This window comes from Haloferax mucosum ATCC BAA-1512 (assembly GCF_000337815.1).
Lineage (GTDB): Archaea > Halobacteriota > Halobacteria > Halobacteriales > Haloferacaceae > Haloferax > Haloferax mucosum.
The window spans coordinates 437,952-452,222 of the sequence record NZ_AOLN01000018.1 but is presented as its reverse complement, the minus strand read 5'-3'; the positions used below and the strand labels follow the sequence as shown (position 1 = coordinate 452,222).

14 protein-coding genes and 1 tRNA gene are annotated in these 14,271 nt (G+C 58.9%); 6 read left to right on the top strand and 9 right to left on the bottom strand.

All coding sequences use genetic code 11. The features are described from left to right. Nucleotides 1-19: 19 nt before the first annotated feature. From C440_RS14970 to C440_RS14950, 5 genes are all read right to left on the bottom strand, one after another. Complete coding sequence (locus tag C440_RS14970; protein ID WP_193788410.1) at nucleotides 20-277, bottom strand: DUF7520 family protein; 258 nt, start codon at nucleotides 275-277, stop codon at nucleotides 20-22. Between the two features lie 399 nt (nucleotides 278-676). Further along, nucleotides 677-2,434 carry a cbb3-type cytochrome c oxidase subunit I gene (locus C440_RS14965; RefSeq protein WP_008321447.1) on the bottom strand — a complete coding sequence of 586 codons (1,758 nt, stop codon included), beginning with the start codon at nucleotides 2,432-2,434 and terminating at the stop codon, nucleotides 677-679. Nucleotides 2,435-2,532: 98 nt separating this feature from the next. Continuing rightward, a complete protein-coding gene (locus C440_RS14960) occupies nucleotides 2,533-2,892 on the bottom strand; it encodes a DUF6684 family protein (protein ID WP_049915905.1) in 360 nt (119 codons plus the stop codon). Nucleotides 2,893-2,980: 88 nt separating this feature from the next. Then, complete coding sequence (locus tag C440_RS14955; protein ID WP_008321444.1) at nucleotides 2,981-3,346, bottom strand: DUF7541 family protein; 366 nt, start codon at nucleotides 3,344-3,346, stop codon at nucleotides 2,981-2,983. Nucleotides 3,347-3,391: 45 nt separating this feature from the next. Next, nucleotides 3,392-3,595 carry a VNG_1110C family protein gene (locus tag C440_RS14950; protein ID WP_008321443.1) on the bottom strand — a complete coding sequence of 68 codons (204 nt, stop codon included), beginning with the start codon at nucleotides 3,593-3,595 and terminating at the stop codon, nucleotides 3,392-3,394. Between the two features lie 211 nt (nucleotides 3,596-3,806). Between C440_RS14950 and C440_RS14945 the strand changes: the two genes are divergently transcribed. Beyond that, nucleotides 3,807-4,916, top strand: a complete 1,110-nt coding sequence (locus C440_RS14945) for an OBG GTPase family GTP-binding protein (RefSeq protein ID WP_008321442.1) — start codon at nucleotides 3,807-3,809, stop codon at nucleotides 4,914-4,916. Continuing rightward, nucleotides 4,913-5,401 (top strand): TIGR04206 family protein, encoded by a 489-nt coding sequence (locus C440_RS14940; RefSeq protein WP_008321441.1) that lies wholly within the window; start codon nucleotides 4,913-4,915, stop codon nucleotides 5,399-5,401. The genes C440_RS14945 and C440_RS14940 overlap by 4 nt, the downstream gene beginning before the upstream one ends. A gap of 203 nt (nucleotides 5,402-5,604) precedes the next feature. On the opposite strand, the gene C440_RS14935 is transcribed toward C440_RS14940, so the two are convergent. Continuing rightward, nucleotides 5,605-7,053: an MATE family efflux transporter gene (locus C440_RS14935; protein ID WP_152417883.1), complete on the bottom strand. Its 1,449-nt coding sequence runs from the start codon at nucleotides 7,051-7,053 to the stop codon at nucleotides 5,605-5,607. 137 nt (nucleotides 7,054-7,190) lie between these two features. Between C440_RS14935 and C440_RS14930 the strand changes: the two genes are divergently transcribed. The 3 genes from C440_RS14930 (at nucleotide 7,191) to artA (ending at nucleotide 11,923) form a co-directional block, all read left to right on the top strand. Then, nucleotides 7,191-7,970: a VOC family protein gene (locus C440_RS14930; protein WP_008321439.1), complete on the top strand. Its 780-nt coding sequence runs from the start codon at nucleotides 7,191-7,193 to the stop codon at nucleotides 7,968-7,970. Nucleotides 7,971-8,192: 222 nt separating this feature from the next. Beyond that, nucleotides 8,193-10,769 carry an ArtA-dependent S-layer glycoprotein gene (locus C440_RS14925; protein WP_008321438.1) on the top strand — a complete coding sequence of 859 codons (2,577 nt, stop codon included), beginning with the start codon at nucleotides 8,193-8,195 and terminating at the stop codon, nucleotides 10,767-10,769. Nucleotides 10,770-10,990: 221 nt separating this feature from the next. Continuing rightward, nucleotides 10,991-11,923, top strand: coding sequence for an archaeosortase A (gene artA / locus C440_RS14920; protein ID WP_008321437.1), 933 nt, complete (start codon nucleotides 10,991-10,993; stop codon nucleotides 11,921-11,923). A 60-nt stretch (nucleotides 11,924-11,983) separates the two neighbouring features. On the opposite strand, the gene dph5 is transcribed toward artA, so the two are convergent. Beyond that, complete coding sequence (gene dph5 / locus C440_RS14915; protein WP_008321436.1) at nucleotides 11,984-12,790, bottom strand: diphthine synthase; 807 nt, start codon at nucleotides 12,788-12,790, stop codon at nucleotides 11,984-11,986. A gap of 132 nt (nucleotides 12,791-12,922) precedes the next feature. Between dph5 and C440_RS14910 the strand changes: the two genes are divergently transcribed. Continuing rightward, a complete protein-coding gene (locus C440_RS14910) occupies nucleotides 12,923-13,123 on the top strand; it encodes a DUF7542 family protein (RefSeq protein WP_008321435.1) in 201 nt (66 codons plus the stop codon). 151 nt (nucleotides 13,124-13,274) lie between these two features. Here C440_RS14910 and C440_RS14905 read toward each other — a convergent pair whose 3' ends face one another. Then, nucleotides 13,275-13,703: a hypothetical protein gene (locus tag C440_RS14905; RefSeq protein WP_152417882.1), complete on the bottom strand. Its 429-nt coding sequence runs from the start codon at nucleotides 13,701-13,703 to the stop codon at nucleotides 13,275-13,277. A gap of 429 nt (nucleotides 13,704-14,132) precedes the next feature. After that, a tRNA-Thr gene (locus C440_RS14900) sits at nucleotides 14,133-14,205 on the bottom strand. Nucleotides 14,206-14,271 lie beyond the last annotated feature (66 nt).

Genomic DNA, 14,271 nt, shown 5'->3' with positions numbered 1-14,271 from the left:
TTTGTGACGGGTCGGACGATTACACCGCGTCGTCGTCAAGCTCGGACGAGACGTAGACGACGAGCACGAGTGGCAGTCCCAAGACGAGTGCGATCGTCAATGCACCGTAGGCGGCGAAGCCGACTGGCGTCGCCGGAAACGGAATGACGAAGAGAAATCTCGGCGCGGTGAGGTCTCGGACGAATGTCCCTGCGAGGAAGCCGGCGGTCCCGGCGGCGGCGACGAGGATGACGTATAATCCGAGGACGAATCGGTGGCCGCGAACGTTCGAACTCACGGGCGCAGGTCCGACTTCCACGCTGTTAGGGGTTTCCGTTCCCATCCGCGCACCGATGCACCTTTTGCCGCACGGTTGCAAGCGGTCGGTATGTCGGATACCGATATCCTCGGCATCATCCTCGGGGGCATCGCAATACTGATGTTTGTGACGGGTATCCTCCTCGTCGTCTGAACGCGTCTGTTTCTCCAGTGCAGTCGTTAGCCACGACGAGCGGGTGCGCTGTCTGATATTCGAGCGTCGTCGGTCGATACCGGGCTATCGGTCGCTTCGCTGTCTCTCGTCGTACTCACACTCGTCCCGTGTCCAGCCAACAATAGACGACACGTCGAACGCGTTGGCTCTCGAACCGAGTGTCGAAAGAAGTGCGCGAAACCGACGTTGACGAGTGACAGTCGCTTACTCGTCGTCGGCCGCAGATTCAGCGTCCGCGTCGGCAACCGGGTTTCCACCGTCGGTTGCGAGTTCCTCTTCTTCGCCGCCGTCGGTGACAGCGGTCTGGAGTTTCCGTTCGAACCAGGTCCACTCGGCGGTAACGAGGTTTTCCTCAGCGAGACCCCACGGGTCGCCGTCTTCGACCTTGCGGCCTTCGAGCCACGACTGGACGAAGTTCCAGACGAAGATGATCTGACCGGCGAGCAGGATGAGTGCGCCGACCGTCGCAATCTGGTGGAGCGTTGCGAACTGGGGCAGGTACGTCGCGTAGCGACGCGGCATGCCGCCGTAGCCCAGCAGAATCATTGCGAAGAACGTCACGTTGGTCCCAATCATCGAGAGCCAGAAGTGCCACTTACCGAGCGTGACCTGGTACATCCGGCCGGTGTAGATGGGGAACCAGTAGTAGATGCCAGCGAAGCCAGCGAAGGCGATGGCACCCATGACGATGTAGTGGAAGTGACCGACGACGTAGTACGTGTCGTGGAGGATGAGGTCCACCGGAATCGACGCGAGGAAGACGCCCGTCACGCCACCGAGAATGAAGTTCGACACGAAGCCGATACAGAAGAGCATCGGCGTCGTGAGGCGAATCTTCCCGTTCCACATCGTCGTAATCCAGTTGAACGTCTTCACCGCACTCGGAATCGCAATGGCGAGTGAGACCGCCATGAACGACGCCCGAAGGCGCGGGTCGATGCCCGTTGCGAACATGTGGTGCGCCCAGACACCGAACGAGAGGACGCCGATGGCGAGCGTGGAGTACACGACGAACTTGAACCCGAAGAGGCGACGCCCCGCAAAGCGGGGGAGCACGAGGCTCACGATACCCATCGGGGGTAACACGAGAATGTACACTTCGGGGTGACCGAAGAACCAAAACAGGTGTTGCCAGAGAATCGCACCGCCATCGACCGAGAAGAACATCGTCCCGAAGTTCCGGTCGAGGAGCAACATGAGAATCGCGCTCCCGAGGAGCGGGAACGCGAACAGGATGAGGCCAGACTGAGTGAGAACCGTCCACGAGAAGATGTCGAGGTTGGCCCACGAGACCTTCTCGTCACGCTCCGTGAAGATGGTCGCGATGAAGTTGATCGAACCCATCGTCGCCGAGACACCGGAGAGGTGCAGGCCGAGGAGCATCAGGTCCACACCGGCGTTCATCTGGTTTCCAGAGCCGGCACCAGCGGAAAGTGGCGTGTACATCGTCCATGCCGTCTGCGCCGGGATGACATCCGGAATCGGGAAGAACCCGGCCCAGATGAGAAGCGCCGCCGGCGGCAGGAGCCAAAAGGCGATGGCGTTGATACGCGGGAACGCCATGTCGTCGGCACCGATGAGAAGCGGGATGAAGTAGTTCGAGAACGCGGCGATTATCGGCGTCCCGAACAAGAAAAGCATCGTAATCCCGTGGCTGGTGAGCAACGAGTTGTAGAACGTGTTCGAGATGACCGTTGACGCCGGGTCAGCGAGTTCGATACGCATCACGACGACCATGAGTCCACCCACGGCGAATGCGACGAGCGCGTACGCGCCGTAGAGTATCCCGATGTCCTTGTGGTCAACCGTTGTCAACCAACGGATGACCCCGGATGGTTTCTCTTCCGAGACGTACTGCTCTGCAGTACCACCGACGGTTCCACCGCCCGCGAGCGGGGTGTACGACCGCCAGTCTTCGACCCGCGCGAGCCACGCGGCGACGGCAATGAGGAAGACCCCCATGAGTACCGTCAGTGCTAACTGTCCGTTAACCTCCATGGATGTGCCTGAGTAGTGCAGGGTAATGAAAGATTCGGGACCGCCCTGCGATTCGAGGTGTTTTAAGCCGTCTCTTCGGCCGCTTCGACTGCGCCGGGGCTGTCCGATTCTTCGAGTTCGGACGCTTCAGTCGCTTCCTCTTCGTGGAGCGGACCGACGCCGGGAACCGTCGCCTGACCCGGCGGGTAGACGGTACCGGACTGTTCGGCACCAGCGATTGCCTTCCCCGAGAGGTACGTAAGTACTGCCAAGAGAACGAACGGCGCGATTAACAGGCCGTACTGAATCCCCGAGGTGAGCGATTCGAACCCGAACGGGTTGGCAATGGCGAATGCCACCACGAAGAACAGGATGATGACTAACGGTACCATGTTGACCGTCAAGTCGAGGAGCGTCTCCTTGTCGAACGTCTTGGTTGCCATATCGAGACACTCGGGGACGCCGTTCAAATAGATTGTTGGTTTCTCGTTCGTCTCGAAGCCACCGGCGTGACCGAGCGGCCTTCCGGGCTTAGAACGCGTCTCGTTGCTCGCGGACGAACAGTTCGAAGACGACGCCACCAACGACGAGCAACGCGGCCGCAGCGATAGTCGCGTATCCGCGGACGACGAGGTTGACTTCGGTGAACGCCAGTGCGCTCCCGAATGCGAACAGAAGCACCGAAAACACGACCGATGCCCACATCGTCGAGTTCACGTATCCGGATTCGCTGAGCATACCGACGACGCTACCGCCGAAGAGGAGCAGTCCGCCAACGGCGAGCGGAAACAGGCCGAAAAGCAGACCCAATTCCGAGATGGGGATTCCAAGCGCGATGAACACCGGCCACGGACTGGCCGTGCGGTACTGGTCGGAGAGTCCCGGCGCTTCGTCCATACAGGTCCGTTGGCCTGTGGCGTAACAAGCCCTTCGGAACGACGGCTACCGGAGCGAGATACCCTGACGGGTGAGAAAATCACTCACCGCCCGAATCTCCACTGGACTCCCGATAATTCGACACATCTCTTCGGTCTGGGCGTGGATAGAGACGACGAACTCGGCTTCGATCTCGTCGCGTATACTATCCAGAACCGCACACGGAAGCACGATTTGCGTGCTGTCGCGGAGCGTTCTGGGGTCCGACATCAGTCTCCATTGGCCGGTCGGATGCCCCCTGTATAATCGTGCCGGAAGTTCTCTGCGCACGCGTGCGAAACCCAATCATGTCAAAGGCACTACTAGTGGTGTTCGCTCGATAGTGCCGGGCGCTGTCGCTTTCTGTCCGTGTTTTCTTCCGATGTGAATCTGCGCGGCGGAAGGAAAGGGTTTTTCGACTGACGCGGCGGAACTGTTGACGATGGGACTGGAGGAGGAGATCGAAGATATCCGCGAGGAGATATCTAATACGCCGTACAACAAATCGACCGAGGCGCACATCGGTCGGTTGAAGGCGAAACTCGCGGAGTTGAAAGAGAAACTCGAAAACCAGAGTTCGGCCGGTGGCGGCCAAGGCTACGCCGTCGAGAAGACCGGCGATGCGACAGTCGCCCTGGTCGGATTCCCCAGCGTCGGGAAATCGACGCTCATCAACGCGCTCACCAACGCGGACAGTGAGACTGGCGAGTACGAATTCACCACGCTCGACGTGAATCCGGGAATGCTCAAATACAAAGGCGCAAACATCCAGATACTGGACGTTCCCGGCCTCATCGAAGGTGCCGCTGGCGGTCGCGGCGGCGGTAAAGAAGTTTTATCTGTCGTTCGCACCGCCGACCTCGTCGTCTTCATGTTGTCCGTGTTCGAAATCGAGCGCTACGAGCGACTGCAACAGGAACTCTACGCCAACAAGATTCGTCTGGACACGTCGCCGCCGAACCTCTCTATCACGAAGCGTGGGAAAGGCGGCATCCGCGTGACCAAAAGCGACAGCGTTGACCTCGAAGAGGACACGATAAAGGGAATTCTCCGCGAGCACGGCTTCGTCAACGCCGAAGTGACGCTTCGCGGTGAGACGACTATCGACGAACTCGTTGACGGCATCATGAAAAACCGCGTCTACCTGCCGTCTATCGTCGCCGTCAACAAGGCCGACCTCATCGACAAGGACTACCTTCCGACGGTCGAAGAGAACCTTCGAGAAGTCGGTCTCAACCCCGACGAAGTGACGTTCATCAGCGCCGAAGCCGAAAAGGGCCTTGACGCGCTGAAAGACGAGATTTGGGAGGCACTCGGCCTTATCCGAATCTACATGGATAAACCCGGTCGCGGCGTCGATTACGAAGAACCGCTTATCCTCCGCGAAGGCGACACTATCGACGACGCCGTACACAAACTGGGCGCGAAACTCGACAACCGGTTCCGGTTCGCCCGCGTGTCGGGACCGAGCGCCAAACACGACGAACAACAGGTCGGCCGCGACCACGAACTCGCCGACGAAGACGTGCTTCGCATTATCTCCCAACGGTGACGTCGGATACGCCGGAGCGCGCTGACGGTCTTCACACAGGCGCGATTCGGCGTCGGCGTCGAATCACGTTACTCCTCGTTTCAGTTCTCGGACTCGTTCCGTGGTCTGTCCAGACGTTCTCGACGGGTACCACGGCGCTTTTGTTTCCGTGGGGACTCGTCTCGCCGTCCACGCTGAGCGTCACGACGATTACCGACTTCCTCTTTCATCTCACGATGGGGCTTCCAGACTTTATTCTCGCGTGGCCGCTTGGAGTCGTGTGTTTTCTCGTCTCTCTCGGGAGCGCGCTCTCGGGGTATCTGTTCGGGCGCTCGGACGTTCGGATTACGGTCGCAGGGCTCGTTCTCGCGGGTGTAACACAATTAGAAGTCGCTCGTGGGTTCTCGGTTCAACCGAACCGAACCGCGTGGCCGGTCGGGACGGTCTTTTTGTGGGCTGTTGCGTCCTACCTCTACTGGTCGTACACTGACGCGTCTGAGGTGTAATCACCTGTTCGACGCCGCCCCGAGTACTCGACGTGTCGCCCTAATCGGTCGGAGCCGTCGATTTTCACGTGTTAAATCACTGCGTGTTGTTGGGCTGTGGGTACTGGCGCGTTACTGTGTTGCTCCCGTTGTGAGGTCTCCCGTGTTGTATTTGTCTACGCGCGTCCGTGAGCACGCCATTCACCTTCCACGAACGCTCGAACTCAGTCGTCTGCGACAGTCTCTGGTCGGTAGCCTCGGCTGACGACCTTCCACGTCCCAGTACGGAACCGATAGAAGTTCAGCACCGCTGGAATCGTGGTTTCGGCGAGGAACGCCAGATAGAGTCCGGTGATTCCCAGTTCGGTCACGGACCCAACGTAGGTGAGTGGAATCGAACAGAAGAACATGCCGACGAACTGGCTTCCGAACGTCCACGCGGTGTCGCCACTCGCGTCGAGCGGCCCCGCCGCACCGCCCGAAACACCCTGTAACACGACGGCGATACAGGCGACGTAGACTAAATTGACGGCAGTCGAGACAACCATGCCGCTCGTACTTGGGTCTTTGACGAATCCGAGGACGATTGGTCGGGCGAATAGCGCGACGAGAATCGCGGAGATGATGTACGTTGCCACGGCGAAGCGAATCACTTCGTTTCCGTAGGCTTCCGCCGTCTCCTCGTCGCCTTTTCCGAGTGCCTGTCCAACGAGACTCGAAGACGCCAGACCGAAGCCCCAACCGGGAGTGTTCATCAGCCCCCAGATGCGCCGGACGATGACGAACGCCGCGACCACGTCCGCCCCGAACATATCGAGAATCGCAAGCATCGGAAACTCGGCGACGGTCCAGACGAGCCCGCGCCCCATCACCGGAAGGCCGATTGTGACCAGGTCGGAAAGCGTCTCGAAATCGACGAACGAACCGAAGGGGTCGATGGTGACGGGGAACGCACCGACTCCCGGCAGTGAGCCGTACGACAGGCCGATAGCGAACGCACTGGTGACGACGACGTTGGAGAGAACGGTCCCGAGCGCTGCACCTTCGACGCCCATATCGAAGCCGAAGATGAGAACCGCGTTGACACCAATGTTCACGACCGCGCCGCTCGCGCGGAGAACCATCGCCGTGTAGGCGTCGTCGGTCCCGACGAGGACGCGACTGCCGATGAGGTTTAACCCGGCGAACGGGACACCGAGTCCGACGATTCGGAGGTACTCAGCTCCGAGTTCGATCGCCTCGGGATTGTTGCTGAGGAGCGAAATTAACTCGGTCGGAAACAGCCAGAAGACGACCATCACGGGGAGTGTTGCAACGACGGTGAGCAGTGCGCTCGACCGAACTGCAAGCCCTAACTCGTCCATTGCGTCCGCGCCGAATCGTTGTGAGACGAGCGCGATTGTTCCGCCTGCGACACCGCCGCCGAGTGCGAACGCGAGCCCCCAGTACGGTCCGGCAATCCCGACACCCGTGATTGCGCCGGTTCCGGAGGCAATCCCGACCATCGCCACGTCAACGGCGTTTTTCGACATCCGGGCGAGACCGGTCACGACACGGGGCCACGCGAGGTCGGAAATGCGGATGGCACGCTCACGGTCGAGATACCCAATTCGTGAGAGCGCGAGTCCGATACCGAGAATGAGGAGTCGGACTGGGTTGGGGACCGAAGGCACGACCAACTCGTAATCGTTCAGGGTACTTATGAGACACGTAACGACCCGTCTCTTCCGGTTTACACCCCCGTAACAACTCTCGACGGTGAGTTCCGCGTTCGGTACGTTTTTTCGCCCGTACGCCTCACCTGTTGGATATGTCCGGAACGCTCGACCACGTAATGCTTCGTGTTGAGGACCTCGAAGAATCGCTCGACTGGTACACGACCCACCTCAATTATGAAGAGAAAGGCCGCTGGGAAGCCGATACGTTCACTAACGTCTATCTCGGTCCCGAAGAACTTCACGAGGACGGCGCGGTGCTCGAACTCACGTACAACCACGGCAACCACACTTACGAGATGGGCGATGCCTGGGGGCACATCGCCGTTCGTGTCCCCGAGGACGAACTGGAATCGTCGTATCAACAGTTGTTGGACGAAGGCGTTGACGACTACCGCGACCCCGAATCATGTGGTGGCCGCTACGCGTTCGTGAAAGACCCAGACGGGCACGAAGTCGAAATTGTCAAGCGCGACTACGGTGCCAAGTGGAGTCTCGACCACACGATGATTCGTGTCGAAGACGCCGACGAAGCGCTCGGCTTCTGGACTCGAAAGTTCGAATACGAACACACCGGCCGCTGGGAATCCGATACCTTCGCAAACTACTTTGTGAAGCCGGAAGACGCCGCAGAAGAGGCGATGGCGGTCGAACTCACGTACAACTACGACGGCCGGTCCTACGAGATGGGCGATGCCTGGGGGCATCTCGCTGTCCGTGCCGACGACCTCAACGAATACTGGGAGACGCTCATGGAACGCGAGGCCGAAGCGTACCGCACTCCCGAGTCGTGTGACGACATGTTCGCGTTTACTAAAGACCAAGACGGACACGAAGTCGAAATTCTCCCGGCCGATTTCGAGTCACCAGAATAGAGTAATATATACTACAACTATTGAGTAGTATTCTAATTTTGATATTTTGGCACCCGTGACGTTCTAGTGACCAAGACATTCCACAAAGTATTTATCGTGACTCCAGTGACTCGCTTTCGTACCCCTACCCAAGGTGATCTCAGCAAGTAATCCCTAGCCCGGTCCTACCCCCGGGCACGAGGGCAGAAAGCTGTTTCGCCGCTTATAGATCAATCTATAACAATGACACAAAACAAACAAATCCGCGCGGTCCTACTCGCTGCGCTGATGGTCTTCTCGGTCTTTGCCGGGTCCATCGCGTTCACGGGTACGGCTGCCGCGACTGTCGATGACGTTACGCTCGACACCACTTCTGTTGAAGCAGGTTCGAGTGCGTCTGTCGGCGTTACGTCTGTTAACGATAATGACGGCTCTGCTGGAACGTTCCAAGTGTGGGTAGACATCAACGGTGATGGCTACTATAACACATCTGAACCGAATGTCACTTCTGGTGACGCGAGCAACTTCCCTACTGCTCTTGACCTTGCCGATGTCTCTACAGGAACCTACAACGTTTCTGCTCTTGAGACTGGTAGCTTCACTGATGGAGCTGCTGCTGGTGTTAAAAAGGGTGCCGAGCTCACCGTCACTGCCTCCGAGAAGCCGGAATTCTCTTCGGCAGTTCACTACGACGACGGAACGCCGAAGGTTGAAGTCGCCTTCGACGAGACGGTCAGCGTCAGCAAGCTGAACGTCACGGACGGCGAATCCAACCTGACGCAGAGCTTCACCAAGAACGGTGGCCAGCTTGTGGTCACGCTCTCGAAGGTCTACACGGACGACCTCGAAGTCACGTACAAGGTGACGGACGGCTCCGGTAACACGGCCTCCGCCACGGAAGACGTCACGTTCGCACCCGTCTACGTCGCTAGCAAGTCCAACAACACGGCGTACAAGGGTTCGAAAGTCGCAGTCGATGCTGGTTCGACCGGCGTTTCGGTCGAAGTTGAAGGCACTGACGACGACAGCAACTACCAGTTCGCTGGTTCCACTGGCGACAACAGCCAGGTCTTCGTCTTCGACACCGACGGCCAGCAGCTCGACACCTACGACTTCACCATCGGTGGCACGCAGGACGCTGAAGTTGACGTCCGCGACCTCGGTCTCGAGGTCAGCGTTGACGACCTGAACATCTCCACCGACGACGCCCTCGAAGGCTCGGTCGCCGCACAGGCTAACGGCCGAACCATCGACGTTGTCGCGCTCGACAGCGACGGTGACGAGGTTGACGGCGCAACGGAAACCATCACGCTCAACGGCCAGGGTGAAGGCGACTTCAACCTCAGCACGCTTGATGCAGATGACTACACGGTCGAAGTAACTGACGCCTACTCGGGTGTCAGCGTCGAGTCCGACACGGTCTCCGTCACGAAGGCCAAGGACTCCACGTCCGACTTCACGTCCTCCGTGATTAACGAAGAGGTCGGCGACATCGCCGAAATCAACGTGACCCTCGAAGGGACGGACACCGCCACGGTTACGGTCGGTGAAGCGAAGCTCGGTTACAGCGCTAACATCACCGTCGAAGACGGTAACGACGACGGCGTCGTCACGCTCCTCTTCAACACGTACGAACCGAAGAAGACGGCCTCGTTCGACGTTGATGACGGCGACGACGACTACACGGTTGACGACATCACGACGGAGATCGCAAAGGGCGCTCTTCTCGACGCCGGTGACTACGGTGTCGAAGTCGCAACCGACGGCGAAGCAGACAACGTTGCAACGCTCGTCCTCGAAGAGCGTAGCACGAACAGTCAGACGATCTGGACGGCCCCGACGGGCGCAGACCTCGCTGACTCCGAAGACGTCTACGAGGCAATCGAAAACGAGAACCTGACGGAAGCTGACGAGGTCGCAAACGGCGACTTCGTCGTCCACCAGGTCAGCGCGACGGGTCTCGAAGGTGCCTTCGACGTGAAGGACTTCGACACGCTCACGGGCAACGAGTTCAACCTCACCGTTGAACAGTCGAACCCCGGTCCAAACCGCGAATCCAAGGTCCTGGGCGTCAACAGCACCAGCGCCACGGTCATCGCTGACGGCGAGAACGACACGTACTTCATCGCGTACGATCTGAATGACGTCTCTGCCTCCCGTACGGACTACTACGACGGTGCATCCGAACAGTCTCTCGTCGAGGACGACGACGCGTTCAACGCGACGTTCCACGTCATAGAGGACGGTAACCTGACCGACACCGAAGACGGCGAATCCACGTCCGCCGAATTCGAAGTCGTCAAGCCCGAACTCAACCTCGACAAGGACGAATTCGGCGTCCAGAACGCCGCCGAACAGACCATCTCGGGAACGGTCTCCGTGTCCCCCGGTACGGCGCTCACGGTCCGCGTGAAGTCTACCGACGACACCCAGCCGCGCTTCCTCAAGACCGGGACGGTCTACGTCCAGGCTGATGGTACGTTCTCCTCTGCATTTGACTTCTCGGAGCAGAAGCTGAACGATACGTTCGAAGTGACCGTCTCTGCCGACAAGGGCACCGCATCGGACGCCACCGCTGACGGTACCGTCGGTGCTGTCGCAGAAACGACGACTGAAGAAACGGCAACCGAGGAATCCACGGAGACGGCAACCGCAACCGAAGAGCCGACGACCGAGGAATCCACGGAGACGGCAACCGCAACCGAAGAGCCGACTGATGAGTCCGAAGAGACCACCGAGTCCAGCACGCCTGGCTTCGGTATCTCGGTCGCTCTCGTCGCGCTCGTCGCCGCGGCACTCCTCGCCGTCCGCCGCGACTAAAATACGTCTTAACTACCGGGTTCGTTCCCGGTCCCCTCAACTTCTTTATTGACGCTGTCGCCCGAGCGATAGCGCCGCCACCTCTGGTTCTCTCGTCGAATCCAATATTCGAACCCGACGGGATAGTCACTAACACCAGATAATTCGGATACTCAGACGGTCTCGCAGCCTCGACGCACGGAACGGCAAGGGATTTATTGGGTCCACGTGTTCCCACATGTATGCCCGGACTACTCTCCGATGTCCTTGCGTGGGTAGTCATCGCCACCTTCGTTGCGGGTGCGGTCGCCAGCGGGCGTGACCGCAAACTCGGACGTCGGGTGATGGCCGCGGCGTGGGTGCTTTTTGCTATCTTCTGGTTACAACTCATCCCACACTTCACGCTCGTCCACAAGAGCTACGTCGAGGGATTGCTGACGATTGCGGCCGTCCCGGCGTGTCTCTACGCCGGTTGGCTCCTGTTTACGGGGCGGGACACCCTCTTTGTGCTCTCCCGAGCGGTCGCGGCGATGGGTGTCGTCTACCTCCCCTTCGAGACGATTCCTGCGTTCACACTTCTCGGAACGACGATACCTGCACCGCGCGGTATCCTGATGGAGACCGTCGCGGCACAGACGCACTTCCTCATCAATCTACTCGGGTACTCGCCGGAGATGATTATCGGGTCGCAAGGCTACGATAACACCTTCCTGTGGATGCAAGGCTCGCACCGAATCGAGATTTCGGTCGTCCTTGCGTGTACCGGTCTCGGAAGTATCGCTATCTTTGCGGGCCTCATCGCGGCCGTCGATGCACCGATTCGGCGGAAGATTCGCGGACTGGCTATTGCCGTCCCGATTATCTACGCGCTGAACCTACTCCGAACGACGTTCATCACGATTTCTGTCGGAAAGCAGTACTTCCACCTGTTCGTTGACGAAATTCTGTTCTTGTTCGGGTCGTCCGACCCGTACATGGTGTCGTTCTTTATTTCCGACCGCATCATCAGCCAGGTGCTCGCCGTCGTCGCACTCATCGGTATCACGTACTTAGTCGTCCAGGAAGTACCGGAGCTCCTCACGATTATCGAGGACGTGTTGTACATGGTCACTGGTGAGGAGTACGACCTCCGAAACGAACTTGGCCTCGACGCACCGCGTAACCGCCGCGCGTAAGCGTCTGGCTCGGCACCTCACGCTGATTTTCGTTCTTGCGGGCGTTTCGGCTCTCGTTCTCTATTCGTAGTCGAAAAGCGACTCGGATGCGCCGCCGAGAGCACTCAGCGCATCGGCTTCGACGTGGTGGACCTCGCCGGGAATAACGAGCATGTGGAGCGGCTCGCCAAAGTCTCGCTCGGCGAGTTCGGACAGTCGGTCAGCGACGACGACGGGGTTCGGACTTCCCGCGCGACAGACTGCGACACCGAGAGCATCGGCGTCCCAGTGCGTTGCGAACAGGTCGGCCGCGTACTCGGCGGACATGTATTTGTCGCCCTCGACTTCGACGCCGCGGCGGCCCTCCCAATCGACTTTGATGTCTAAGTAGACGAGCGTGTGGAGTCCTCGCTCGCGGTTCGCTTCGAGCGAGTCGATAACGCTCTTTGGAACTGGGTCGCCGCCGTGGACGTACGGAAACGGAAGCGTGACCGCCTTTCCGAAACGGTAGTTTTGCAGGCCGGTCAACCCGCTTGCGGCGGACTGGGCGGTTACACCGTGGATGAGGCGGGTTTCGATGCCGCGTTCTTCGGCGCGCAGTCGGAGGTCCACGTGCGTCGTCGAAATCATCGTATCGCCGGCGGTGAGGAACGCGATATGTTCGTCTTCCGCGGCGTCGAGAATCGCTTCAGGGTCCTGTTCGACGCCCGCGCGGTCGCGGACCTCGATATCGATATCGTGGTACGTTTCGAGGTCCTCTACGGTCGCCCCCACGAGGTGGCTCGTGTAGAACTCCGCGAACGCACGGTCGGCATCGGCCAGCGCTTCCTTGCCCTCGACCGTAACCGACTGTTCGTCGTACAGACCGAGACCGATGAAGGTGAGCATGCCTGTGTTCTGTCGTGGGCGGTCATAAGCGGCGTGACCTCGGATGAGGGGTGAGGTGACGCTTGCCTGTTCGACTTCTCTCGACCGACCTGACCGACGAGGTTTTCTCGCAGGCCCTGTTCTGTTCGGACGATGACGGCCCACCGAGCGACAGTCTCGTGCCCGGAGTGCGAACTCGAAGAGGCGTTCTCGAAACTCGCCGCGGCTCGGATGCGCATCGAGAACCACCGTGAAGAGACCGGACACGAAGCGGTCTGGGAGTTGGGTCAGTTCGCATCCGGTGTCGAGAAGATGGGCAACGAAGCCGGCGTGTGCGGAATCCCCGATAACTGAACGACTTGTCGTTGTTCTCGCGGGCAGACTTCTTAGACACCCGGTCGGTGAAAAAAGCGTTCGAATTGAGACTGGTTCGACAGCAGTCAAGTAACTGCGTGTGGTTCGCGCCGTTCGGAAACGAACAGTCCGATTGAAACTGCTGGCGCGGTTATGATGTAGACGGGTCGCCTGGAATCGGAATCCATCCCGGAACGTCACCCATCAACCAGCCGTATTTGTCTTCCTGTGGGTCGTGTCCGGACCCGGCCATATCGATCGTCTGACCGGGATTGAGGTCCCCGGGCGCGTGTTCGCCGAGAGCGTGGGCTCTGACCTCACCGGCGAGTTCGGTCTCCTCTCGACCGTCGAGTCCACACTTTTCGAGACTCGCCTTTGCGAACGCTCTGGCGTCGTTCCATAGTTCGGTGTTCGACGCATCCGAGAAGTCGATGACTGCGGTCGTATAACCAGGGTTGTACTCGCACGTAATATCGTCTTTCTTACTGTCTGCCGAGGCAGCGGCCGCTGGAGCGGCCGAGGCAACGAGTAACCCTCCGATAACCATGATGGTGAGTAGTATTACATTTGGTCTTCTCATTGTTGACAGACTCCATTCCTGGCATGATTCTGTCAATTAATAAATCTTATCCCGTGACAGAAATCGCATCGAGCGAGACGTAGTGGGTTTCAATATTATTGGCAGTCTCCGAGACGGCAACCTCATCTTACTGTAGCATTGCAAACTGATTCAGAGGATGGGCCCGCTTCTAGCGAGCATCTGTTTCTCGGCTGTTGGGTTATAGCATGGTGAAGAAATTGACTGAAATTGATGGTTCGGTGTGAGCTACGATCGTTTTGTTCGTTTCACTCGTGGTTACTAAGTTCTAGAAAAACCGGTAGAGAGGATTGTGAACTACGGTCGCTCCTTGCAGTCGCCCCCTCGTTCAAATTCCTCCAGTCACGGACTCACCCACTCACGAGTGCCGAGCACACAGGGTGCTCGGGACGTGAGTTCGCGGGAAAAGTAAGCCGGTGGAGGGATTTGAACCCTCGGCCTATTCCTTACGAAGGAATCGCTCTGCCAGCTGAGCTACACCGGCGCGGTGGGCTTTCGAACGCATTCTCTCGTACCCCGGTTACGTAATTAAGACTTGCGAATCAACCCG